The sequence below is a fragment of the Aeromonas sp. s13 genome, from assembly GCF_040907905.1.
Lineage (GTDB): Bacteria > Pseudomonadota > Gammaproteobacteria > Enterobacterales > Aeromonadaceae > Aeromonas > Aeromonas veronii.
Genome location: NZ_JBFOCS010000065.1, coordinates 31,404 through 52,586, shown reverse-complemented (window position 1 = coordinate 52,586; position 21,183 = coordinate 31,404). Strand labels below are relative to the sequence as shown.

Annotated in this window: 20 protein-coding genes and 7 tRNA genes; 10 read left to right on the top strand and 17 right to left on the bottom strand. The window is 59.1% G+C overall.

Features of this window, described 5'->3' with window-relative positions:
- The first annotated feature begins 8 nt into the window (after nt 1-8).
- Nucleotides 9-1,352: an NCS2 family permease gene (locus tag AB5Y82_RS11720; RefSeq protein WP_194496622.1), complete on the top strand. Its 1,344-nt coding sequence runs from the start codon at nt 9-11 to the stop codon at nt 1,350-1,352.
- 170 nt (nt 1,353-1,522) lie between these two features.
- Here AB5Y82_RS11720 and gltX read toward each other — a convergent pair whose 3' ends face one another.
- Nucleotides 1,523-2,938 carry a glutamate--tRNA ligase gene (gene gltX / locus AB5Y82_RS11715; protein WP_368173975.1) on the bottom strand — a complete coding sequence of 472 codons (1,416 nt, stop codon included), beginning with the start codon at nt 2,936-2,938 and terminating at the stop codon, nt 1,523-1,525.
- A gap of 274 nt (nt 2,939-3,212) precedes the next feature.
- Here gltX and AB5Y82_RS11710 point away from each other — a divergent pair, with 274 nt between their 5' ends.
- The 3 genes from AB5Y82_RS11710 (at nt 3,213) to AB5Y82_RS11700 (ending at nt 6,567) form a co-directional block, all read left to right on the top strand.
- Nucleotides 3,213-5,315 carry a methyl-accepting chemotaxis protein gene (locus AB5Y82_RS11710; RefSeq protein WP_201973450.1) on the top strand — a complete coding sequence of 701 codons (2,103 nt, stop codon included), beginning with the start codon at nt 3,213-3,215 and terminating at the stop codon, nt 5,313-5,315.
- Nucleotides 5,316-5,414: 99 nt separating this feature from the next.
- Nucleotides 5,415-6,083: a LysM-like peptidoglycan-binding domain-containing protein gene (locus tag AB5Y82_RS11705; RefSeq protein WP_139735783.1), complete on the top strand. Its 669-nt coding sequence runs from the start codon at nt 5,415-5,417 to the stop codon at nt 6,081-6,083.
- A gap of 274 nt (nt 6,084-6,357) precedes the next feature.
- On the top strand, nt 6,358-6,567 hold the full coding sequence (locus AB5Y82_RS11700; protein WP_005338972.1) for a cold-shock protein: 210 nt from the start codon (nt 6,358-6,360) through the stop codon (nt 6,565-6,567).
- Nucleotides 6,568-6,795: 228 nt separating this feature from the next.
- On the opposite strand, the gene AB5Y82_RS11695 is transcribed toward AB5Y82_RS11700, so the two are convergent.
- The 8 genes from AB5Y82_RS11695 to orn form a co-directional block, all read right to left on the bottom strand.
- Nucleotides 6,796-6,871: transfer RNA gene (locus AB5Y82_RS11695), tRNA-Gly, on the bottom strand.
- Between the two features lie 24 nt (nt 6,872-6,895).
- Nucleotides 6,896-6,971: transfer RNA gene (locus tag AB5Y82_RS11690), tRNA-Gly, on the bottom strand.
- Nucleotides 6,972-6,995: 24 nt separating this feature from the next.
- A tRNA-Gly gene (locus tag AB5Y82_RS11685) sits at nt 6,996-7,071 on the bottom strand.
- A 24-nt stretch (nt 7,072-7,095) separates the two neighbouring features.
- Nucleotides 7,096-7,171: transfer RNA gene (locus AB5Y82_RS11680), tRNA-Gly, on the bottom strand.
- Between the two features lie 25 nt (nt 7,172-7,196).
- A tRNA-Gly gene (locus tag AB5Y82_RS11675) sits at nt 7,197-7,272 on the bottom strand.
- Between the two features lie 33 nt (nt 7,273-7,305).
- Nucleotides 7,306-7,381: transfer RNA gene (locus tag AB5Y82_RS11670), tRNA-Gly, on the bottom strand.
- 37 nt (nt 7,382-7,418) lie between these two features.
- Nucleotides 7,419-7,494 (bottom strand) — tRNA-Gly (locus AB5Y82_RS11665).
- A 178-nt stretch (nt 7,495-7,672) separates the two neighbouring features.
- Nucleotides 7,673-8,218 (bottom strand): oligoribonuclease, encoded by a 546-nt coding sequence (orn, locus tag AB5Y82_RS11660; protein ID WP_201994615.1) that lies wholly within the window; start codon nt 8,216-8,218, stop codon nt 7,673-7,675.
- A 91-nt stretch (nt 8,219-8,309) separates the two neighbouring features.
- Here orn and rsgA point away from each other — a divergent pair, with 91 nt between their 5' ends.
- From rsgA to AB5Y82_RS11635, 5 genes are read left to right on the top strand one after another with little or no spacing between them, the layout of a single operon-like run.
- Entirely contained in the window at nt 8,310-9,344 is a 1,035-nt protein-coding gene (rsgA, locus tag AB5Y82_RS11655; protein ID WP_368173974.1) for a small ribosomal subunit biogenesis GTPase RsgA, read from the top strand.
- Nucleotides 9,345-9,372: 28 nt separating this feature from the next.
- Nucleotides 9,373-10,245: an archaetidylserine decarboxylase gene (asd, locus tag AB5Y82_RS11650; protein WP_026034874.1), complete on the top strand. Its 873-nt coding sequence runs from the start codon at nt 9,373-9,375 to the stop codon at nt 10,243-10,245.
- Nucleotides 10,242-10,511, top strand: coding sequence for a VF530 family DNA-binding protein (locus tag AB5Y82_RS11645; protein ID WP_005349372.1), 270 nt, complete (start codon nt 10,242-10,244; stop codon nt 10,509-10,511). Before asd ends, AB5Y82_RS11645 begins: the two co-directional genes overlap by 4 nt.
- On the top strand, nt 10,501-10,752 hold the full coding sequence (locus AB5Y82_RS11640; RefSeq protein ID WP_005338984.1) for a DUF2960 domain-containing protein: 252 nt from the start codon (nt 10,501-10,503) through the stop codon (nt 10,750-10,752). The genes AB5Y82_RS11645 and AB5Y82_RS11640 overlap by 11 nt, the downstream gene beginning before the upstream one ends.
- 2 nt (nt 10,753-10,754) lie before the next feature.
- Nucleotides 10,755-11,144 (top strand): hypothetical protein, encoded by a 390-nt coding sequence (locus AB5Y82_RS11635; RefSeq protein ID WP_236315835.1) that lies wholly within the window; start codon nt 10,755-10,757, stop codon nt 11,142-11,144.
- Nucleotides 11,145-11,229: 85 nt separating this feature from the next.
- Here AB5Y82_RS11635 and AB5Y82_RS11630 read toward each other — a convergent pair whose 3' ends face one another.
- The 5 genes from AB5Y82_RS11630 to gpt form a co-directional block, all read right to left on the bottom strand.
- Nucleotides 11,230-12,483 (bottom strand): glutamate-5-semialdehyde dehydrogenase, encoded by a 1,254-nt coding sequence (locus tag AB5Y82_RS11630; protein WP_279465240.1) that lies wholly within the window; start codon nt 12,481-12,483, stop codon nt 11,230-11,232.
- Between the two features lie 34 nt (nt 12,484-12,517).
- On the bottom strand, nt 12,518-13,621 hold the full coding sequence (gene proB / locus AB5Y82_RS11625; RefSeq protein ID WP_236315838.1) for a glutamate 5-kinase: 1,104 nt from the start codon (nt 13,619-13,621) through the stop codon (nt 12,518-12,520).
- 179 nt (nt 13,622-13,800) lie between these two features.
- Nucleotides 13,801-14,193 (bottom strand): sigma factor-binding protein Crl, encoded by a 393-nt coding sequence (gene crl / locus AB5Y82_RS11620; RefSeq protein ID WP_368173973.1) that lies wholly within the window; start codon nt 14,191-14,193, stop codon nt 13,801-13,803.
- 62 nt (nt 14,194-14,255) lie between these two features.
- Nucleotides 14,256-15,524 carry an esterase FrsA gene (gene frsA / locus AB5Y82_RS11615; protein ID WP_064338704.1) on the bottom strand — a complete coding sequence of 423 codons (1,269 nt, stop codon included), beginning with the start codon at nt 15,522-15,524 and terminating at the stop codon, nt 14,256-14,258.
- Between the two features lie 172 nt (nt 15,525-15,696).
- Nucleotides 15,697-16,164, bottom strand: coding sequence for a xanthine phosphoribosyltransferase (gene gpt, locus AB5Y82_RS11610; RefSeq protein WP_005339007.1), 468 nt, complete (start codon nt 16,162-16,164; stop codon nt 15,697-15,699).
- A 947-nt stretch (nt 16,165-17,111) separates the two neighbouring features.
- On the opposite strand from gpt, the gene AB5Y82_RS11605 reads away from it, so the two are divergent.
- Nucleotides 17,112-18,563: an aminoacyl-histidine dipeptidase gene (locus AB5Y82_RS11605; RefSeq protein ID WP_368173972.1), complete on the top strand. Its 1,452-nt coding sequence runs from the start codon at nt 17,112-17,114 to the stop codon at nt 18,561-18,563.
- An 81-nt stretch (nt 18,564-18,644) separates the two neighbouring features.
- Here AB5Y82_RS11605 and djlA read toward each other — a convergent pair whose 3' ends face one another.
- Genes djlA through AB5Y82_RS11590 form a run of 3 tightly spaced genes read right to left on the bottom strand, consistent with a single transcriptional unit; the run spans nt 18,645 to nt 21,173 of the window.
- Nucleotides 18,645-19,478 carry a co-chaperone DjlA gene (gene djlA / locus AB5Y82_RS11600; protein WP_279460987.1) on the bottom strand — a complete coding sequence of 278 codons (834 nt, stop codon included), beginning with the start codon at nt 19,476-19,478 and terminating at the stop codon, nt 18,645-18,647.
- A 19-nt stretch (nt 19,479-19,497) separates the two neighbouring features.
- On the bottom strand, nt 19,498-20,166 hold the full coding sequence (gene murU / locus AB5Y82_RS11595; RefSeq protein WP_201938254.1) for an N-acetylmuramate alpha-1-phosphate uridylyltransferase MurU: 669 nt from the start codon (nt 20,164-20,166) through the stop codon (nt 19,498-19,500).
- A complete protein-coding gene (locus AB5Y82_RS11590) occupies nt 20,163-21,173 on the bottom strand; it encodes an aminoglycoside phosphotransferase family protein (RefSeq protein ID WP_368173971.1) in 1,011 nt (336 codons plus the stop codon). The genes murU and AB5Y82_RS11590 overlap by 4 nt, the downstream gene beginning before the upstream one ends.
- Nucleotides 21,174-21,183: the final 10 nt, after the last annotated feature.

The window sequence follows — 21,183 nt, the reverse complement described above, 5'->3', positions numbered from 1 at the left end:
AATCCAACATGAATCAACCACAACAGGCCCCCACACAGGCTGCCGGGCAAGGATTGCTTGAGCGTCTGTTTGCCCTGAAGGGCCATGGCACCAACGCCCGCACCGAACTGATCGCAGGCATCACTACCTTCCTGACCATGGTCTATATCGTGTTCGTCAACCCACAGATCCTCTCTGCGGCAGGCATGGACACCCAGGCAGTCTTTGTCACCACCTGCCTCATCGCCGGTATCGGCAGCATCCTGATGGGTCTGCTCGCCAACCTGCCCATCGCGCTGGCACCCGCCATGGGCCTCAACGCCTTCTTCGCCTTCGTGGTCGTGGCCGGTATGGGCTACTCCTGGCAAGTGGGCATGGGCACCATCTTCTGGGGCGCCATGGGTCTGCTGATCCTCACCCTGCTGCGAGTGCGTTATTGGCTTATCGGCAACATTCCGCTCACCCTGCGGGTCGGCATCACCGCCGGTATCGGTCTGCTGATCGCCCTGCTCGGCCTGCACAACGCCGGGATCGTCGTGGCCAGCCCCGCGACTATGGTGACCGTGGGCAACCTCACCTCCCTGCCCTGCCTGCTGGGTCTGCTCGGTTTCTTCCTGATCTGCATCTTCTCCGCCCGCGGCGTTCATTCCGCCGTGCTGATCGCCATCGTGGTCACCACGGCGCTGGGCTGGCTGTTTGGCGATGTCACCTTCAAGGGTTTCGTCTCCATGCCCCCCAGCATCGAGCCGGTGTTCGGCCAGCTGGATCTGATGGGATCGCTCGACATCAGCCTCGCCGGGATCATCTTCTCCTTTATGCTGGTCAACCTGTTCGACTCCTCCGGCACCCTGATCGGCGTCACCAACCGCGCCAAGCTGGCTGATGACAAGGGCCACTTCCCGCGCATGAAGCAGGCACTGCTGGTCGATAGCGTGAGCTCCGTCGGCGGCGCTTTCATGGGCACCTCCTCGGTCACCGCCTTTATCGAGAGTAGCTCCGGCGTTGCCGTCGGCGGCCGTACCGGTCTGACTGCCATCGTGGTCGGCATCCTGTTCCTGCTGGCAATCTTCTTCTCTCCGGTCGCCGCCATGGTGCCGGCCTACGCCGCCGCTGGCGCCCTTATCTATGTGGGCGTACTGATGTGCTCCGAGCTGACCCGGGTGAAGTGGGAAGATCTGACCGAAGCGGTACCGGCCTTTATGACCGCCGTCATGATGCCGTTCAGCTTCTCAATCACCGAGGGGATCGCCGTCGGCTTTATCTCCTACTGCGTGATGAAGGCAGGCACCGGCCGCTGGCGCGAGATCAACCCCTGCGTGCTGGTGGTGGCCCTGCTGTTCGTCCTCAAGTTCGTTTGGGTCGACAGTCACTAAGCGGCACTCTGTCCCAATAAAAATGCCAGTCAGCTGACTGGCATTTTTTTATTCCGGCGTTGCTATCAACCTGTGCGATGGCCATAAAAAAATCCGAAACCAGTGGTTTCGGATTTTTTCTATCGGACAAAGGGCAGGCTCGGCTATCGCCTCGCCCACTCTTGCACAACTTACTCGGCAGCCATGCGGGCTGCGATGTAAGCCAGTGCGCGGTCGATACGCGCCAGTACGCGCTCCTTGCCCACCAGTGCCATTACGGCGTCGATGGCAGGGGATTGACCCAGACCGGTGACGGCCACACGCAACGGCATACCAACCTTGCCCATGCCCTGACCCAGCTCGGCAGCGGTCGCTTCAATCAGCTCGTGCAGCGCTTCGGTGGTCCAGCTATCCAGTGCAGCCAGCTTGGTCTTGGCCAGAGCCAGCGGCTCGGCAGCGACGCCACGCAGGTGCTTCTTGGCAGCCGCTTCGTCGATCGCCTCAAAATCTTCGAACAGGTAGCGGCTCTGGGCAGCCATCTCAACCAGGGTGTTGCAGCGCTCGGCCAGCAGGGTCACCACGTCGGCCAGAGCCGGGCCATTGCTGGTGTCGATCTTCTGGTTTTCCATGTGCCATGCCAGATGCTTGGCCACATAGGTCGGATCCAGACTGCGCATGTAGTGGTTGTTCAGCCACAGTAGCTTGTCGGTATTGAAGGCGGAGGCGGACTTGGAGATGGCATCCAGACTGAACAACTTGATCATCTCGTCCAGGGTGAAGATCTCCTGATCGCCGTGGGACCAGCCCAGACGTACCAGATAGTTCAGCAGCGCTTCCGGCAGGTAGCCGTCGTCGCGGTACTGCATCACAGAAACTGCACCGTGGCGCTTGGAGAGCTTGGCGCCGTCGTCACCCAGGATCATGGAGACGTGGGCAAACTCCGGTACCGGCGCGTTCAGCGCCTTGTAGATGTTGATCTGACGCGGGGTGTTGTTGATGTGGTCTTCGCCACGCACCACGTGGGTGATCTCCATATCCCAGTCATCGACTACAACACAGAAGTTGTAGGTCGGGGCACCGTCGGTACGGCGGATAATCAGATCGTCCAGCTCGGTGTTGGCGAACACGATACGGCCACGGACGTGGTCATCGAACACCACGGAACCTTCGGTCGGGTTGCGGAAGCGGATGACGTGCGGCGCATCGGCCGGGTGATCGTGGGCGTGGTCGCGGCACTTGCCGTCATAACGGGGCTTCTCGCCGTTGGCCATCTGGCCTTCACGCAGCGCTTCCAGACGCTCTTTGGAGCAATAGCACTTGTAGGCGCGGCCATCGGCCAGCATCTCGTCGATCAGACCGTTGTAGCGATCGAAGCGCTTGGTCTGGTAGTAGGGGCCCTCATCCCAGTTCAGCTCCAGCCATTCCATGCCCTCAATGATGGCGTCGATCGCCTCCTGAGTGGAACGTTCCAGGTCGGTATCCTCAATACGCAGCACGAACTCACCGCCCTGGTTCTTTGCAAACAACCAGGAATAGAGTGCGGTACGGGCACCGCCGACATGCAAAAAGCCGGTCGGGCTGGGAGCAAAACGGGTTTTGACTTTCATCTTTAAGCCTTGTGTAGAGGGCCTTGGGCCAATTCGTTAGAAAAAACCGTCGCATTTTAGCACCGACAATCACGGATGGGAAAACCATGACGCCATTGCGGGCTAAAGTAGGGGATTAAATCTGTCGCCATTTGCATCTGTAGCCCGATATTTGAAGAGGATCGCAAAACCGAAGCCCCGTTTCCGATTTGCTATGCACAATGCTGGAGAGCTGCCTCCTCCGGTCGATACCCAAACAACGCTCACCACACTTCTCACGAACAAGGAAGAGACGATGCAGTTCCGTTCTATCCAGAATCGCATTCTAGTGATGGCCGGGATCGCCATGACCGCAGCCCTGGTCATCCTGATCCTGCTCAACCAATACTCCGGCCAACAGACCCAACAACTCACCATCAGCTCCAGCCGTGAAGCGCTGCAGCAGGAGGCATGGCAGAAGGTCAGCGCCAATGCCCGCGCCGAGGCGGCAACCATCACCCAGCTGCTGCAAAAAGGGCTCTCCTACACCCAGCAGATGGCCAGCGCCCTCGCCTTGCAACAACAGGGCAAACTGCCGCTGGATCGCCAGCAGGCCACCGACCTGCTCAAGGCACAATTGGCGTTGGAGCCCCAGCTCTATGGCGCCTTTGCTGGCTTCGAGCCCAACGGTTTCGACGGTCAGGATGCCAGCTTTGCTGGCCAGAGTGCGCTGGGCAGTGATGACAAGGGGCGCTTCGTGCCCTACTTCTATCGCGACAAGGATCAAATCGGCACCGATCTGCTGCTCTCCATCGAAAAAACCGACCCGGACGAATTCGGCAATCCCGCCAACGACTACTACGCCTGCCCGAAACGGGAAGGACGCTCCTGCCTGATCGACCCCTTCAAGGTGGATATCAACGGTCAGCAGGTGCTGGTGAGCACCATCACCACCCCCATCATGGTGAATGGCCAGTTCCGCGGCATCGCAGCCCTCGATCTGGCGGTGGACTCCATCAGCCGTCAGGCCAAGAGCCTCAACAGCAATATCTATGACGGCAAGGGCGAAACCCTGATCGTCAGCGCAGCCGGTGTCATCACCGGCACCAGCGGCGATGCCAGCCTGCTCGGCAGCAGCGCAAGTAAGGTGCTGGGCAACCAGTGGCAGCAGTACCTGAAACCGGAAGTTCAGCGTCAGGAGCTGGACGAGTCATTCCGTATTTCCGTCCCCATCATGGTGCCGGGAATGAGCCGCAACTGGGCCATCATCGTCACCCTGCCCTACAAGGTGGTACTGGCGGGGGCCGATCAGCTGGAGAGCCAGCTGAGCGACATGAACCAGGCAGCCATGACCCAGCAATTGGTGGGCGCCGTTATCGTACTGGTGCTGGCGCTGGCCACCATGCTGGTGATTGCCCGCAGCATCACTGGTCCCATCCGCCAGATGGTCAGCCTGGTGGATGACATCGCCGATGGGGAAGGGGATCTCACCAAACGTCTCGCAACCCGATCTGTCGACGAGCTGGGGGATCTCGCCAAGGGGATCAACCGCTTTATCGACAAGCTGCAAGGGCTGCTCGGGGATGTGCTCAAGACTGCCAGCGAGGTGAACCGTTATGCCGGTGACACAGACCGCATCGCCGGTCAGACCGACAACAACCTGCAGCACCATCAGGCCGAGATGGAGCAGATGCTGACCGCGGTGCAGGAGATGTCCTACGTCAGTCAGGAGGTCGCCACCCACGCCAACAACACCGCCGACTCGGCCAAACAGGCGCAAAGCGCGGCCGATCAGGGCAAGGAGCGCTTCCAGCAGGTGATCCAGTCGATGCACAAGGTCGCAGCAGAAGCAGGTAAAGGGGCCGAAGTGGTGGAAGGGCTGGCTCACGACAGCGCCCAAATCACCAGCATCCTCACCGTCATTCAGGGGATTGCCGACCAGACCAACCTGCTGGCTCTCAACGCCGCCATCGAGGCTGCCCGGGCTGGCGAACAGGGTCGTGGCTTTGCGGTAGTCGCTGACGAGGTGCGCAAACTGGCGGGCAATACCCAGCAGGCGGTGCAGAACACCCAGGAGTTGATCGAGAAGATCCGCCTCAGCTCCACCAATGCAGTCAACGCCATCACCCAGAGCCAGCAACTGACCCATCAGGCAGTGAGCGAAGCGGATCTGGCGGAAGAGGCGCTCGGCAGCATCTACCAGGCCATCTCCACCATCAACGACATGACCTATCAGATCGCCTCCGCCGCCGAAGAGCAGAGCTCGGTCTCAGAAACCGTCTCCGGCAACCTGTCAAAAACCAACGCACTGGCCAACGACATTGCTCAGGATGCGACCGAAACGGCCAAAGCCAGTCAGGCATTGCGTCAGGCGGCCGACAAATTGCAGCAATTATTGGGTCAATTTCGTCTCAGCTGATAATTTTCCGCTTCAGGACTCTCCCCCTCGGGGGCGAGTCCGTTTACCATAGGCGACGAATTTGCCTGATGGCAGGCAATGTAGTGAGAGGTAAATGCCGTGCCCACCCCGGACCGTCGCCCACGAGGCCATAACAGACGAGCCCAGCAGCGTCGCCAAGACGAATCACAAGGATCCCTGCTCCATCGCATCAATGCCGCGACCCTGTCCCTGCGCCAACGTTTTGGCCAAGGGATGAGCAACCTCGGCCAACGCCGCCAGGATGCCAAAGCAGGCAAATTCAAGCTGTCCAGCCCGCTGCCCCGCAAAAACACCATAGGTCTGCTGATCCTGATCCCGCTCTGGTTGCTGGTGCTGGCCTGGGAGCCAGCACCATCCGCTCCCAAAGCAGCCCCTTCCGGCTCGCTGGAAGTGCCGCTGGCCGTGCCTGCTCAAGCTCTAACTGTCGGCAATGGCGTGGCAGGCAGTGCGCCCGCGGCAGCCAAGCCGGTAGAAGAGAAGGTCAACGGCACCTGGCTGCAACACGATGTGCAGGCGGGTGAGACCCTCTACTCCATCTGGCGTAAATTCGAGTTGCCGGGTGCCGAGCTGAGCCGCCTGATCGCCATCGAGGGGCCGGATCGTCCCCTGACCCGCCTGCAATCGGGCCGCTCTATCTTCATCCTGGTGGACGACACCCGCCGCATCCAGCGGGTGGAGATCCGCTCCTACGGTCAGGCGGTTTACCGCTACGACCGGCAGGGCGAAGGGTTCGCCCTCAAGGAATAACAAAAACGGGAGGCGCTGGCCTCCCGTTTTTTTCAGTCAAATATCTTCAAATAAGCTACTGACTTCACAATATTTTTAGCTTGTTCAAAAAACGAAAGGGGTCAAATTGACAAGGATCGGCGCTAACGTACAATCGTTTGTGCTTTAGACAGGGATTGTTCTACGTGCTACTGGGACAAAGAGACGTGGTCAGTCATGAGCCAACCCCTGCTTGCAAGGCAAATGCAGCCCAGCACGGGCTTAGTTTCATTTTGTTATTGATAGGATTTAGCACATGTCTGACATTCGCACCGGCCAGGTAAAATGGTTCAACGAAACCAAGGGTTTTGGCTTTATTGAACAATCCCAGGGTCCGGACGTATTCGTTCACTTCTCCTCCATCCAGAGCACCGGTTTCAAAACCCTGGCTGAAGGTCAAAAAGTCCAGTTCACTGTGACCCAGGGCAAAAAAGGCCCTCAGGCTGAGAACGTTACTCTGGTTTAAGCCCGCGCCAGTGAATCATGCAGGAGGAGCCAAGGCCCCTCCTCTTTTTTGCCCGCAATTCTTCCTGCCAACCACCTTTCCCTCGTACAACCCGCACCATGAGCCCACATCCCCTTCCTGTTGGCAGGAGGTGGTAGAGACGCGCCTAGTAAACGCCAGATACGACAAAGCATCGCAGCGCGATATGAGGGGCAATTCAGAGGGATTATGAAAACTTCGAAGAGAGATTGGAGCGGGAAACGAGACTCGAACTCGCGACCCCGACCTTGGCAAGGTCGTGCTCTACCAACTGAGCTATTCCCGCAACAGAATGTCATTTACAAGTGATTGGAGCGGGAAACGAGACTCGAACTCGCGACCCCGACCTTGGCAAGGTCGTGCTCTACCAACTGAGCTATTCCCGCAACGGAATGTCACTTACAAATGTTTGGAGCGGGAAACGAGACTCGAACTCGCGACCCCGACCTTGGCAAGGTCGTGCTCTACCAACTGAGCTATTCCCGCAACAGAATGTCATCTGCAAGTGATTGGAGCGGGAAACGAGACTCGAACTCGCGACCCCGACCTTGGCAAGGTCGTGCTCTACCAACTGAGCTATTCCCGCATCGGAATATCACTTACAAATTTTTTGGAGCGGGAAACGAGACTCGAACTCGCGACCCCGACCTTGGCAAGGTCGTGCTCTACCAACTGAGCTATTCCCGCAACAATTTGGTTGTCTTGAGGCTGGCTGATGATTGGAGCGGGAAACGAGACTCGAACTCGCGACCCCGACCTTGGCAAGGTCGTGCTCTACCAACTGAGCTATTCCCGCATCGGGCTGGTTTGCACCAGTGTCATCATCAGATTTTTGGAGCGGGAAACGAGACTCGAACTCGCGACCCCGACCTTGGCAAGGTCGTGCTCTACCAACTGAGCTATTCCCGCAACTACCTTAAAACAGGCCGTACAGCATTTGGTTGCTTGCGCTACTGTACGGGAGCCGAATTATAAGAGCAGTCATTCCAATTGCAAGGGCTTTTTTGTCTGGTTGCGCGCGTTCGCTCAAAAGCTGGCCGAACTGTCGATTTTAGCAGCCAGAGCATGACAACCCCTTGCCGGAGAATCAGATCTTGAAGACGTGGCTGCGATAGAACTGCAACTCGGCGATGGATTCGCGGATATCATCCAGCGCCTGATGGGTGCCGCTCTTCTTGAACTGATCCAGCAGTTCCGGCTGCCAGCGGCGTACCAGCTCCTTGATGGTGCTGACGTCGACGTTGCGGTAGTGGAAGAAGGCTTCCAGCTCGGCCATGTGCTTGACCATGAAGCGGCGATCCTGACCGATGCTGTTGCCGCACAGCGGGCTGGTGCGCTCCGGCACCCACTGGCGAATGAAGTCGAGGGTCTCGGCAACGGCTTTCGCCTCATCGTGCTGGCTCGCCTTGACCCGGGCCACCAGACCGCTCTTGGTATGGGTGTTGACGTTCCAGTCGTCCATCTTGGCCAGCTCTTCATCACTCTGATGAATGGCGATGACCGGCCCTTCGGCCAGTACGTTCAGATCCTTGTCGGTGACTATGGTAGCAATCTCCAGTACCACGTTCTCTTCGGGGTCGAGACCCGTCATCTCCATGTCGATCCATACCAGGTTCTGCGCGCTGACTGTCATGATTGCTCTCTCTATTGGGAGGAATGGCGGAATTTTGCCAATTTGCATGTATCATACTGGCTTTGGATCTGTTCATAAACTGGCGAATCGAGTGGCAAAGAAAGCAAAACTCAATCTGGGTCAACAAAGGCGCGTCCAGGCCAACCGCGAACGGCGGCTGCAAAAAGATCACACCACAGTGGTGGATGACACCCTGTTTGGCCCCGCCATCGAAGGGGTGGTGATCAGTCGTTTTGGTCAGCACGCAGACGTGGAAGCGAGTGATGGCACCATCCACCGCAGCAACCTGCGGCGCAGCAGCATCAGCAGTCTGGTGTGCGGCGACAAGGTAGTGTGGCGTCCCGGCCTCAATGTCGCGACAGCGGGCGTCATCGAGGCGGTGCATCCGCGCCACTCGGTACTGACCCGGCCGGACTTCTACGACGGGGTCAAACCCATCGCCGCCAATATCGACCAGATCATCATCGTCTCTGCGGTGATGCCCGAGTTCTCCACCAACATCGTCGACCGCTATCTGGTGGCCGCCGAGGATGTGGAGATCCGCCCCCTCATCGTGCTGAACAAGGTCGATATGCTCGATGATGCCGCCAGAGCGCGCATCGAAAGCCAGCTCGAAACCTACCGCAAACTCAATTACGAGGTGCTGCTGGTGAGCTGCGAGAGCGGCGAAGGGCTGGATGAACTCAAGGCAGCCCTGACCGACAAGATCAGCATCTTCGTCGGCCAGTCCGGGGTGGGCAAGTCGTCGCTCACCAACGCCCTGATGCCGGGGCTGGATGTATTGACCGGCGAGATCTCCGAAAACTCGGGGCTCGGCCAGCACACCACCACCACGGCGCGACTCTACCACTTCCCGAGCGGTGGCGATCTCATCGACTCCCCCGGGATCCGCGAGTTCGCCCTCTGGCATCTGGAAGCCGACCGCATCACCTGGTGCTTCGTCGAGTTTCGCGACTATCTGGGGGGCTGCAAGTTCCGCGACTGTACCCACAAGGACGATCCCGGCTGTGCCCTGCGCGCCGCGGTCGACGCGGGCGCCATCAGCGCCGATCGCTTCCACAACTATCACCGCATCCTGGAAACCATGCAGGAAGCCCGTCACGGTCGCCAGCAAGCGCGCCTGTGACCCTAATAAACCTACGTTGATGATGAACATGAGCATTACTGACAACCTGAAAATTGCCGGTCAATACTGTCTGCCCAAGCACGCCCTCTCCCGTCTGATCGGCAAGTTTGCCGCCGCCGAAGCGGGCAACATCACCACCAAAGTGATCGAGGCCTTTATCAAGCAGTATCAGGTCGACATGAGCGAGGCGCTGCACGAGAGTCCGGCCCACTATAAGAGCTTCAACGAGTTCTTCACCCGCGAGCTCAAGCCCGGTATCCGCCCCGTGGTAGAAGATGCCATGACCCTGGCGCTGCCGGTCGATGGCACCGTCAGCCAGCTCGGCCCCATCCAGCAAGGTCGCATCATTCAGGCCAAGGGCCACGACTACAGCGCCCGCGAGCTGCTGGGTGGCTATGAGGATTTGGTGGCGCCGTTCAAGGATGGCGACTTCGCCACCATCTATCTGGCGCCCAAGGATTATCACCGCATCCACATGCCGCTGGATGGTGTGCTGGAGAGCATGGTGTTCGTGCCGGGGGATCTTTTCTCCGTCAACCCGCTCACCGCCGAGAACGTGCCGAACCTGTTTGCTCGCAACGAGCGGGTGGTCGCCACCTTCCGCACCCCGCACGGCCCGATGGCGCTGGTGCTGGTCGGTGCCACTATCGTGGCCAGCATCGAGACCATCTGGGCTGGCAACATTGCGCCGACCAAAGAGAAGAAGGTGGTGCGCTGGGACTATACCGGCGACGAGGCCATTACCCTGCAGAAAGGCGCCGAGATGGGGCTGTTCAAGCTGGGCAGCACCGTGGTCTGCCTGTTTGGCCCGGGCATGCTGGCCGGTTTCGAACCCCATCTGGCCAACGGTGTCACCACCCGCATGGGTCAGCCCTTTGCCAAGCTGGCGGAGCAGGCATGAGCGAGCAACCGAACGCCTCGCAGAAAAACAACCCGCTGCACGGGCTGACGCTGGAAGCCATCGTCACCGCACTGGTCGAGCACTATGGCTGGGAAGAGCTGGGGCAGCAGATCAATATCCGCTGCTTCACCGATAATCCCAGCATCAAGTCCAGCCTGAAGTTTTTGCGCAAGACCCCCTGGGCTCGGGAGAAGGTCGAAAGCCTCTACCTCTACGTCCAGCGCAAGCAAGCCAAATCGAAGAAGGAAGGGCAAGATGGCCTTTAAGATTACGTACACCTATAAAAAACAGGCCAAAGAGATCGGCTACGCGAACGACAAGTTCCGCAGCATCTACGATGCCATCGCAGCTGCCGAAGGGCTGGATCTCACCAGTTTTCACGCCATGGAGGCCCAGCTGGCTCAGGTTTGTCGCCGCGACAAGAAAAGCGTGAAGGATTACCAGGAGAACTACTTCAAAGAGTTGGGATTCTCCAATATCGTCATCGAACGGGATCTTCAGGAGTAACCATGCGCACCTTGACCCTGATGGCCGCCTCTCTGCTACTGGCGGCATGCAGTACACCGGAACAACATCTGGTGGGCGGCGATCGCGACAGCCACGGCTGTATCGGCAGTGCGGGCTATCAGTGGTCAGCGCTGGCTGGCAAATGTGTGCGCCTGTTTGAAGAGGGTATCCGGCTCAATCCGACCGATGCCAGCCAGACCAGCAGCGCCTTCGTGATGTTCAATGCCGACCAGACGCAGGCCGAATTGCATCTGCCAAGCGGCGAGCAGCACCTGCTGACCCGTCAAGGTGCGGAGGGCAACTGGTCGTGGCAAGGCAGCGGCTACACCCTCTTTATCTGGAAGGGTTATGTGCTCAAGCACGGTGACAAGGCGCTCTATCACGGGGAATAACCCGAGCGCCTGATATCTTCACGATATCCACCAAATAAAATGCCGACCCAAGAGTCGGCATTTTTGTATCTGACACAACAGGTTATCAGGCACGGCTGAGGTAATCGGCCTGCCCTACCCACTTGTAGCTGGTAAGCTCGGTCAGCCCCATGGGGCCACGGGCGTGCAGCATCTGGGTCGACACCGCCACTTCAGCACCCAGACCAAATTGGCCACCATCGGTGAAACGGGTGGAGGCGTTGACATAGACAGCCGCCGAACCGGCTCCGTTGACGAAACGCTCGGCGTTGGCCAGATCGTTGGTCAGGATGGCATCGGAGTGGCCGGCATTATGCTCGCGCATATGGGCCAGTGCCTCGTTCACATCCGCCACCAACTTGACCCCCAGGGTCAGTCCCAGCCACTCGGTATCGAAATCCTCCGGCCCCGCCTCGCACAGGTTGTCGGCACCCGCCAGCAGCCTCATGGCGTTGGCCGCGGCCACCAGCGTCACCTTGCGCTCGTTCATCAGAGCGACCAGCTGCGGCAGGAAAGTCGAAGCGACTTTCTCGTGTACCAGCAGGGTATCGAGGGCGTTGCAGGCGGAGGGGCGTTGCACCTTGGCGTTGTCGATGACCACCAGAGAGCGCACCAGATCGGCACTCTCGTCGACGAAAATATGGCTGATACCGAACCCGCCGATGATGACCGGGATGGAGCTGTTCTCCTTGCACATCTTGTGCAGGCCGGCACCGCCACGGGGGATGATCATGTCAACATAGCGGTCGAGACGCAGCAACTCGCCGACCAGCGCCCGATCCGGGTTGTCGATGTACTGCACCGCCGCCTCGGGCAGACCGGAGGCCGCCAAGGCATGCTGGATCACCCGCACCAGCTCCAGATTGGAGTGGAAGGTCTCGCGCCCACCACGCAATATGCTGGCGTTGCCGGTCTTGAGGCAGAGGCTGGCGATGTCGATGGTGACGTTGGGACGCGCCTCGTAGATGACGCCGATAACCCCGATGGGCACCCGACGACGGGAGAGCCGCAGGCCATTTTCCAGCACCCGGCTATCCATTTCGGCACCGACCGGATCATCCAGCGTGATCACCTTGCGCACATCCGCCACAATCCCGGCCAGCCGGGCCGGATTGAGCAGCAGGCGATCCAGCATGGCTTCTGACAAGCCTGCCTCACGACCGGCGGCAATATCTTTCGCGTTGGCTACGAGGATCTGCTCACAGCGCGCCTCAAGCTCGTCAGCGATGGCGGCCAGCGCCTGATTTTTCTGCGCCGTGCTGATGGTAGCCAGCTGATAGGCGGCTTCTCGGGCCGCCTGCCCCATTTTCTCCAGACTCATCTCATTTCCCTTTGTTCATGCCATGCCGCCCTGATTAGAGCAGCACCATGTCGTCTCGATGGATGGCCACAGAGCCGTAGCCATAGCCCAGTACCAGCTCAATCTGGTCCGAGTGGACACCGCGCAACTTGTCCAGCTCCAGATGGTCGTAACGGCAGATGCCGCGAGCCAGCTCGGCGCCTTTGGGATCAAGAATACGCACCACATCGCCTCGAATAAAGTCGCCCTTGACCGCGACGATCCCCTTGGGCAGCAGGCTGGAGCCTTTATCCTTCATGGCAGCGACAGCCCCCTGATCCACATGCACTTCGCCGTGAGGGGGCGGGCCTGCCAGGATCCAGCTCTTGCGCCCTTCCAGCGGGGACGCCAGCGCCGGGAACAGGGTGCCAATACGCTCACCCTTGGCAAGACGGCCGATCACCTCCGGCATCTGGCCGGTCGCGATCACCACGTTGACACCAGCGCGGCGTGCCACATCGGCGGCCTGCAGCTTGGTAGCCATGCCGCCGGTGCCGAGGCCGCTGACACTGTCACCCGCCAGCGAGCGCAGGGTATCGTCGATGGTCTGCACCTCTTCAATAAGCTGGGCGTCGGGATTGGTGCGCGGATCGGCGGTAAACAGCCCCTTCTGGTCGGTTAGCAGGATCAGCAGATCCGCATCCGCCAGAATGGCGGCCCGTGCGGAGAGGTTGTCGTTGTCACCTACCTTGATCTCGGCGGTCGCCACCGCATCGTTTTCGTTGATCACCGGAATAATGCGGTGATCGAGCAGGGTACGCATGGTGTCGCGGGCGTTGAGGTAGCGTTCCCGATCTTCCAGATCGGCGCGGGTCAGCAGCATCTGGCCGATATGCAGACCGTAGAGGTTGAACAGATCCTGCCATACCCGAATCAGCTGGGTCTGACCAACCGCCGCCAGCATCTGCTTGTTGGGAAGGGTTGGCGCCAGTGGCGGGTGACCCAGATGTTCACGCCCGGCGGCGATAGCTCCTGATGTGACGACCACGACCCGATGGCCGTGACGGTGCAAGGCCGCACACTGTCTGACCAGCTCGACCATATGGGCACGATTGAGCTGGGAAGACCCCCCTGTGAGCACGCTGGTGCCCAACTTGACGACTATGGTTCTGTTTTCCATGGGAGCATAAAGGCTAAAAAGTAAGGAATATCTTTATACCCACGGCTATGGAGCCCTGCAAGGCAATTAACGCCGGGGCGAGGAGATGAAGCAAAAGCCCGGATGATTGCGGTCGGAAGGGGAGATGGCTGACTGATGGCCCGGCAAACAGCGGGATGCTGCTCGCCGGGCATCAGGGATCAAGCGGCGGTCACGGTCAACTCATTGGTGACCTGCTCCGCTGGCGCTAACTGACACTCCAGAGCCGTCAGTTTGTCGCTGATGAGCTTGTAGAAACGGTTGAGGGTCCGTTCCACTTCTACCTGGTGCTTCTTGGGGATCGGCTTGTCCAGCCACTCACCATCAGCATTGTAGAAACCGAGCTGATAGTGGTAACGGAAGTGGTGATCGTCCTGCTCCAGCACCAGCCACCAGCCCCAGAACTCCCGCTTGTCCGGCGCCGGCTTGGCGCTGACACAGACCGACAGGCAGTCGAAACGATAACGCCCCTCTTCGCAGAGATCTTCGCGTAAATAGGGGCCAATGGCAGCAAACTGCCTCAGCAGTCGCTTGTAGGTCACTCTTTCAGACATGTTAACCTCCCTGTTAAACAAGCCGCGCCACCTCGGGATGGCGTCAGTTCTTTAGCGCAATGTCAGGTACACAAATGCTGTTTCAGCCACTCGACGATTTCGTCCAGTGCCTTGTCATACACCTCCAGCAAAGGCTGTTTGTCAAATACGATGGCCTTGCCGTTACGACTGGCCGCCGCCAATGCCCGTACATCCTGCTCGGGACAGATAAAATCTCGCTTGTGTCCAATACTCAATATCGGCACTGAGGTGCGAGTCCCCAGTAATCCTTGTGTTTTAAGTGAAAATACCTGGCACTTGGTACGCATGCCGTCCCACTGAGCCGCATCCGCCCCCAACCGGTTGGCCAGACTGTCCCGCATCATGCGCGGACACTTGGCAAACAACTCCTGATTGGTAAACACCTGATTGACACCGGCGCCGACACAGACCACGGTGCGCAGCTTGAAGGGTTCGATAAAGGCCAGTCTGGCTGCGATATTGCCCGCCAGACGCATCCCCACCATGGCGATACGCTGATGATCGACCCAGGCCACTTCGGAGAGGTAATGGAGCACCGCCTGATGGAGACGGCTGGTATCTTGCACCAGCGGCCAATGCTCGGCATAGCCGACCCCGGGCATATCGAGGGAGAGCATGCCGATACCGTTGGGCTCGAGCCGTTTGAGATAGAAGTTGAGGAAATCGAGCTGCAGGGAGTCGATCCCGCCGCTGATGATCACCAGCGGCACCGGTTTTTCGGTCGTCGGCAGGTGGAGATAACCCTGAATATGCTTGCCGCGAAAAGGCACCTGGATCTCTTTGAGCGGCACCTTGAACAGGCGACCCGCCTCGCGATAGGCCATGTTACCGAGCAGCTGGGCCTGATCCGCCAGCTCGTCATCCTTGAGATGGGGATAGCTGGCGATGGAGTAGTAGCGCACCGCCTTGAGCAGCTGCTTCAGGGCGCCAGAAGTATCCCCCTTCTCGCGCAGTTCGCGGCCCTGCTTGAAATAGTTGCCAGCCACCTGGCTCCACTCGTAGATCCAGTTGCCGGGCACATAGCCCTTGATGGTATCGAGATAGCAGTCATGGGTGCGCTCGCCGGTCGCCATGGCGATACGGGCCAGGGTCTGCTCCACTTCGATGGGGTCTGCCCCCTGCCAAGTCCAGGAGGGGCGACGCAGCAGGCGATACCAGCTCTTTGACATGGAGCCGTCGATAAACATCTCGTCTGACTCGGCTTGCGCCAGATCAGCCGCACTGGAGTTGGAGATCTCGGATGTTTCCAATACCTTCTTGACGCGGGTAAAGAGCTGTTCGGTCAGGTTTAGGTCTTCGTTCAAGTCCAAGATAGTGTCCCATTCATATCAGGCAATAGCTCATCTTAACCACTTTTACTGCCCATCAGCCACCCTGCAACAGATTGATACACAAAAAAACAGGGCTCCAAATTGGAGCCCTGTGAAACCATTATTGCCGGTTGCGACCAATGAACGCAGCGAGCGTCACATCCCGATCCCGTTACTTTTCGTCGCAGATCGGTGTGGCGAACTCCAGTGCCATATCCCACGGCTGTTCAATCCAGGTATCCTGCGGGATCGCCACTTCGAAATCGTCCAGCAGCGCTTCGCCCATCGGCTTAGCAAAGATCGCGATGAACTTGGCTTTCGGATAGAGCTCGCGGATTGCCTTGGCGGTAGTGCCGGTATCCACCAGATCTTCCACCACCAACCAACCTTCGCCGTCACCGGCGGTGGTGGCAGCCTTCACGACCACCAGCTCGCGCTGGCTGTCATGGTCATAGCTGGAGATGCAGAGGGTTTCCACATTACGAATGCCAAGTTCACGGGCCATCAGGGCTGCGGGCACCAGGCCACCACGGCTGACCGCGATGATACCTTTCCACTGGCTGACAGGCAGCTGACGACGGGCCAGACGGCGAGCTTCACGTTGCAGGTTGTCCCACGACACATAGAACTTTTTCGGCATGTTATCGATCTCGAATAGTTATTTAAAAACAATCACTTAAAACAAAAACACCCGCAATTATCCCTGCGGATGCCAGTAAATGGCGGCCCTTGCCCGACTGAATTCAGATTGCACTTCGGCTGCCTCAGGGCTAAGCCTCGGCAGCAAATCTGATAACAATGGAAGCAAGATGGGCTTATCCGGCGATCGGTTAGATGATGTGTCCAAACCGCGGACAGGCTATTGGGCCGATATGATAGCACCGTTTGCAGAGAAAATGCCTGGCAAACGTATGCCAAAAACAGGAAAAATCGGCATCCCCCTCTCCATTCGGCACATCTCGAGCGCCAAACGACTAACCAGCCGTCCCTGCTGCCGAGTCCAAATGGGCTGTGCGGCAAATCGCAGATAAAAAAATAGCAGGGGGAGGATTTACCTCACGCACCTGCTGCTTTCTCGCCTCTGCCTGGTTGGGCTGCTCGTCTTAGCGACGAGTGACGAAGGGGTTAGGGTAGCTGAAACCCTGGGTATACAAAGAGGGGGCAAACCAATAGGTTGAGTTGCTGCCTGGCATATTGAAACTCCTGATTGCTTAACAAGTTACGTACCTTTAATGCGGGCTCAAATCCTTGAACGAACACTCGGTTCCATGGAGGCGCACTTGCTTTGCTTCGGTTCCCTGGAGGCTTTCATCGTCATCCTGACGGGTGGCGAACCACGGGAGCTAATTTACCAGTCGGTGCGTTAAATTCAATATTTTTGTGAGATCGGTCACACATTTTCTTTTCTATCGGTCAGCGTCGTCCGAACCTGACGATCGTACTGCCTGGTTGCCATCAGCCAGCACAAGCTGCCTGCGATTTGCGCTGATTGCTCACATTTTTGTGTGATTGACTGTATTATCGTTATCCTCTTCCCCGGCCCGCTGATGGGGCCCTGTTAATTCCGTGCTGGTAAGGAGTCCCGACGTGGCACAGCTTAGCTCTCTCTCTCCCAAACTGATTTGGCATTTCTTCGAACAGATCTGCTCCATTCCCCACCCTTCCAAACATGAAGCCAAACTGAGCGCCTGGATCATCCAATGGGCTCAAGGGGAAGGTCTGGCGGTCAAGCAGGACAAGGTCGGCAACATCATCATCAAGAAACCGGCCACCCCGGGGATGGAAAACCGCAAAGCCGTGGTACTGCAGGCCCACATCGACATGGTGCCGCAGGCCAACGCCGACACCAAACACGACTTCGCGACCGATCCCATCGATGCCTATGTAGATGGCGAGTGGGTCACTGCCCGTGGCACCACCCTGGGTGCCGACAACGGCATCGGTATGGCCGGTTGCCTGGCTGTGCTGGCTGACAAGACCATCAAGCACGGCCCGCTGGAAGTGTTGCTGACCACAGACGAAGAGACCGGTATGACCGGCGCATTCGGTCTGGAAGCGGGCTGGCTGGAGGGCGAAATTCTGCTCAACACCGACTCCGAAGAGGATGGCGAAGTCTATATGGGCTGCGCTGGCGGTGTGGATGCCAATATCCGCTTCCCGCTCGAGCTGGTTGACGCCAGCAAAGGCGAAGCGTTCGAGCTGGCGGTAAAAGGGCTGCGTGGCGGCCACTCAGGTTGCGATATCCATCGCGGTCGTGGCAACGCCAACAAGCTGCTGGTGCGTCTGCTCAAAGCAGCCGAGCCGCTGGGTGTGCGTCTGGCCGAGATCCACGGCGGCACTCTGCGCAACGCCATCCCGCGCGAAGCCCGTGCCACCCTGCTGGTGCCTGCTGCCAGCGTAAACGAGTTCAAGGCGCTGGTTGACCGCTACACCGGGATCTACCAGACCGAACTGGCCGCCACCGAGCCAAACCTGACCGTGCTGGTCAACAGCGCCGCCAAACCGGCCAAGCTGATGAGCGTCTCCCTGCAGCAGCGCCTGCTGGATGCCCTGATGGCCTGCCCGAACGGCGTGATGCGCATGAGCGATGCTATGCCCGGCGTGACCGAAACCTCTACCAACCTGGGGGTCATCAAGACTCAGGATGGCGAAGTGTACGTCCAGTGCCTGATCCGCTCCCTGATTGACTCCGGCCGCGAGAGCATCGAGCAGATGACCCGCTCCCTGTTCACCCTGGCAGGCGCCAGCTGCGAATTCACCGGTGCCTATCCGGGTTGGGCGCCGAACGTGGACTCCCCCGTCATGGCGCTGGTACGCAACAGCTACCAGACCCTGTTTGGTACCATGCCCAACGTCATGGTGATCCACGCAGGTCTCGAGTGCGGTCTGTTCAAGAGCGCCTATCCGGAGTGGGACATGGTCTCCTTCGGCCCGACCATCCGCGGGGCCCACTCCCCTGACGAGAAGGTACATATCCCGGCAGTCGAGCGTTTCTGGCAACTGCTGGTGCACGTGCTGGAAGCCATTCCGGCCAAATAACCCGGCCTGCGCCACACGGCAAAACAAAGCCCCGCACTGCTGCGGGGCTTTTTATTGTCTGTTACAGCCAGATTTTGGCGCTTAACGGATGCCGCGCGCCTCGCGGATCCACTCCCAGGCTTGCTGGATCTCCTGGGTCTTCTCCTTGGCCATCTCCATCATCTCCGGCGGCAGCCCTTTGGCGGCCAGCTTGTCCGGGTGATGCTTGCTCATCTCCTTGCGGTAGGCGCGCTTGATATCCTGATCGCTGTCGCTCTCGCTCACCCCCAGCAGCTGGTAGGCATTCTTGAGGCGCTCCGCAGAGGGTGCCGCCTGCCGATACTGCTGGCCACCGGAATTGCCCCCCTGATACTGGCCATGGGCCTGATTGAAGAAGTTCATCTGCGCTTCGGCCATCGCCAGAATGCGGGCCAACTCGATGCGGCTGAAACCCAACTCGTCAGCGATGGTATGCAGAATGGCGCGCTCGCCCTCCTCCACCCGCCCGTCGGCAAAGGCCGCCTGCAACTGCACTTCGAGGAAGAAGCGCAGAATATCGCGCTGCCCCAGACTGGCACGGCGAAACTCGGCCAGGGTCTCGCGCAGCGGGAAGTCGGGCTCTTTACCGAGACGAAACGACTCCTGCGCCCGGGCACGCTGTTCGCCCGCCAGCCGCATCCGATCCATCAGGTTGGAGGCAACCCGGATCTCCTGCTCGGTCACCTGACCGCTTGACTTGGCGATGTGACCCATCACCGAGAAGGTGGCATGGAAGAAGACGGCTTGCTGCTCTTGACTCGGACCGCGACGAAACGCCCCCTGCAGCCCCATGCCACGGTCGAAACGGTGGCCGATCCAGAGGCCAATCAGGGCACCAATGATATTGCCGAGCAGAAAACCGAAGAAGGCGCCCAGCACCTTACCCCAAATACGCATGGTTCAAGACCTCTTGAAGTTAATGAGTGCGGGCCTGGAGCTGGTCATCCAGCTCGCGCAGTCGATCGACTGTGCCGATATCGCGCCACTCGCCAGCGAGCAGGCTGCCGCCCACCCTCCCTTGCGCCATCCAGTCACGGAGCAGGGGCGCCAGTTTGCGGGCACCGCCCGCGAGACCGGCAAAGGCCGCCGGATCATATAGTCCGACCCCGCTGAAGGTAAACGCTGGCGTATCAACGACTCGCCCTTCTTGCAGGGCAAAGTCCCCGTTTGGGTGCTGGGGCGGATTGGGCACCAGCCAAAGGTGGGCCAAATCATCGCCAAGGGGCTGGCTGACCAGAGTGTGATAATCGAGATCGAGCCAGGTATCGCCGTTGATCACCAAAAAGGCTTCAGAGCCCAGCAGCGGCAGCGCCTGCACAATGCCGCCCGCGGTCTCCAGCGCACTCTCCTCGGCTGACCAGTGGATGGTCACGCCAAGCGCACTGCCATCACCCAGGCTCTCGACCAGCTTGTGGCCAAGCCAGGCGTGGTTGATGACCAACTCGGTCACGCCGGCGGCTTTGAGTTTTTCGATGTGATGAACGATGAGCGGCTTGCCCCCCACCGCCAGCAGCGGCTTGGGCAGCAGGTCAGTCAGCGGGCGCATTCGCTCGCCACGGCCAGCGGCCAGGATCATCGCCTTCATGATTTAACTCCAGCATTGGCGATCCCCGGCAACACCACCTGCTCCAGCCACTGACCAAAACGGGCCAATACCGGATAGGCACTACCGTGAGTGCGACAGACATCCACCACGTAGCCGAGGGTGCGGGGAATATCCTTGAGATAGCCGGACTTGCCGTCGCGATGATAGAGCCGGGTGAAGATCCCCGCCGCTTTGAGGTGGCGCTGCATGCCGGTCAGGTCGGCATCACGACGGAAACTGGCATAATCGAGCTCGCCAAGCAGACCCGCCTGTTGCAGGGTGGCAAAGCCGTGGCGCATACCTTCATCGATCACCTCGTCAGGCCAGCGTATGTAGCAATCTTTAAGCAAGGAGACCAGGTCATAGGTGAGCGGCCCGATGACCATATCCTGAAAATCGATGATGGCCAGCCGGCTGCTCTCGGGAGTATCCCCGCCACACACCATCAGGTTGCGACTGTGGAAATCTCTATGCATCACTCCCTGCGGCTGGGCCAGATTGCAGGCGGTGAGGCAGGCAAAGGTCTCGTCCAGCAGTTGCTGCTCTTCATGGCTCAGGGTCAGTTGCAGATGATGACCCAGCAGCCACTCGGGGAAAATGCTGTTCTCCCGCGCCATAAATGCCGCATCGAAGGGTTCAAGCGCCAGTTCAACCGCCCCCAGGTGGGGCAGCAAATCAATCGCCTTGCCATACCAGGCCAGCACGTTGTGCTCGTTCAGGCAGCTGATCAGCTGGGTATCGCCCAGGTCACTGACCGCCAGCAGACCCTGTTCGTAGTCCACCGCCTTGACCTCTGGCGCCAACAGCTGACGCGCCTGCAAGGCGGCCGCGTTACGAACAAACTCATGATTTTTTTCGGTTTTCGGATTGGCATCCACCCACACAAGACCACCACCACGCGAGTAGCGGCGGAAGCTGGCATCACCGGAAATGAGGGTAAGCGTGAGAGTGGCATCACCGGAAATACGGCGTGCCCACTGCAATAGCAGGGAATCGCGATCGTGCATAAGTAGAGGA

Bases quoted from the DNA above. Each gene is read 5' to 3' on its own strand.
- AB5Y82_RS11720 (WP_194496622.1), top strand. From the start codon at position 9: ATGAATCAACCACAACAGGCCCCCACACAGGCTGCCGGGCAAGGATTG.
- gltX (WP_368173975.1), bottom strand. From the start codon at position 2,938: ATGAAAGTCAAAACCCGTTTTGCTCCCAGCCCGACCGGCTTTTTGCAT.
- AB5Y82_RS11710 (WP_201973450.1), top strand. From the start codon at position 3,213: ATGCAGTTCCGTTCTATCCAGAATCGCATTCTAGTGATGGCCGGGATC.
- AB5Y82_RS11700 (WP_005338972.1), top strand. From the start codon at position 6,358: ATGTCTGACATTCGCACCGGCCAGGTAAAATGGTTCAACGAAACCAAG.
- orn (WP_201994615.1), bottom strand. From the start codon at position 8,218: ATGACAGTCAGCGCGCAGAACCTGGTATGGATCGACATGGAGATGACG.
- asd (WP_026034874.1), top strand. From the start codon at position 9,373: ATGAGCATTACTGACAACCTGAAAATTGCCGGTCAATACTGTCTGCCC.
- AB5Y82_RS11645 (WP_005349372.1), top strand. From the start codon at position 10,242: ATGAGCGAGCAACCGAACGCCTCGCAGAAAAACAACCCGCTGCACGGG.
- AB5Y82_RS11640 (WP_005338984.1), top strand. From the start codon at position 10,501: ATGGCCTTTAAGATTACGTACACCTATAAAAAACAGGCCAAAGAGATC.
- AB5Y82_RS11635 (WP_236315835.1), top strand. From the start codon at position 10,755: ATGCGCACCTTGACCCTGATGGCCGCCTCTCTGCTACTGGCGGCATGC.
- AB5Y82_RS11630 (WP_279465240.1), bottom strand. From the start codon at position 12,483: ATGAGTCTGGAGAAAATGGGGCAGGCGGCCCGAGAAGCCGCCTATCAG.
- proB (WP_236315838.1), bottom strand. From the start codon at position 13,621: ATGGAAAACAGAACCATAGTCGTCAAGTTGGGCACCAGCGTGCTCACA.
- crl (WP_368173973.1), bottom strand. From the start codon at position 14,193: ATGTCTGAAAGAGTGACCTACAAGCGACTGCTGAGGCAGTTTGCTGCC.
- gpt (WP_005339007.1), bottom strand. From the start codon at position 16,164: ATGCCGAAAAAGTTCTATGTGTCGTGGGACAACCTGCAACGTGAAGCT.
- djlA (WP_279460987.1), bottom strand. From the start codon at position 19,478: ATGCGTATTTGGGGTAAGGTGCTGGGCGCCTTCTTCGGTTTTCTGCTC.
- murU (WP_201938254.1), bottom strand. From the start codon at position 20,166: ATGAAGGCGATGATCCTGGCCGCTGGCCGTGGCGAGCGAATGCGCCCG.
- AB5Y82_RS11590 (WP_368173971.1), bottom strand. From the start codon at position 21,173: ATGCACGATCGCGATTCCCTGCTATTGCAGTGGGCACGCCGTATTTCC.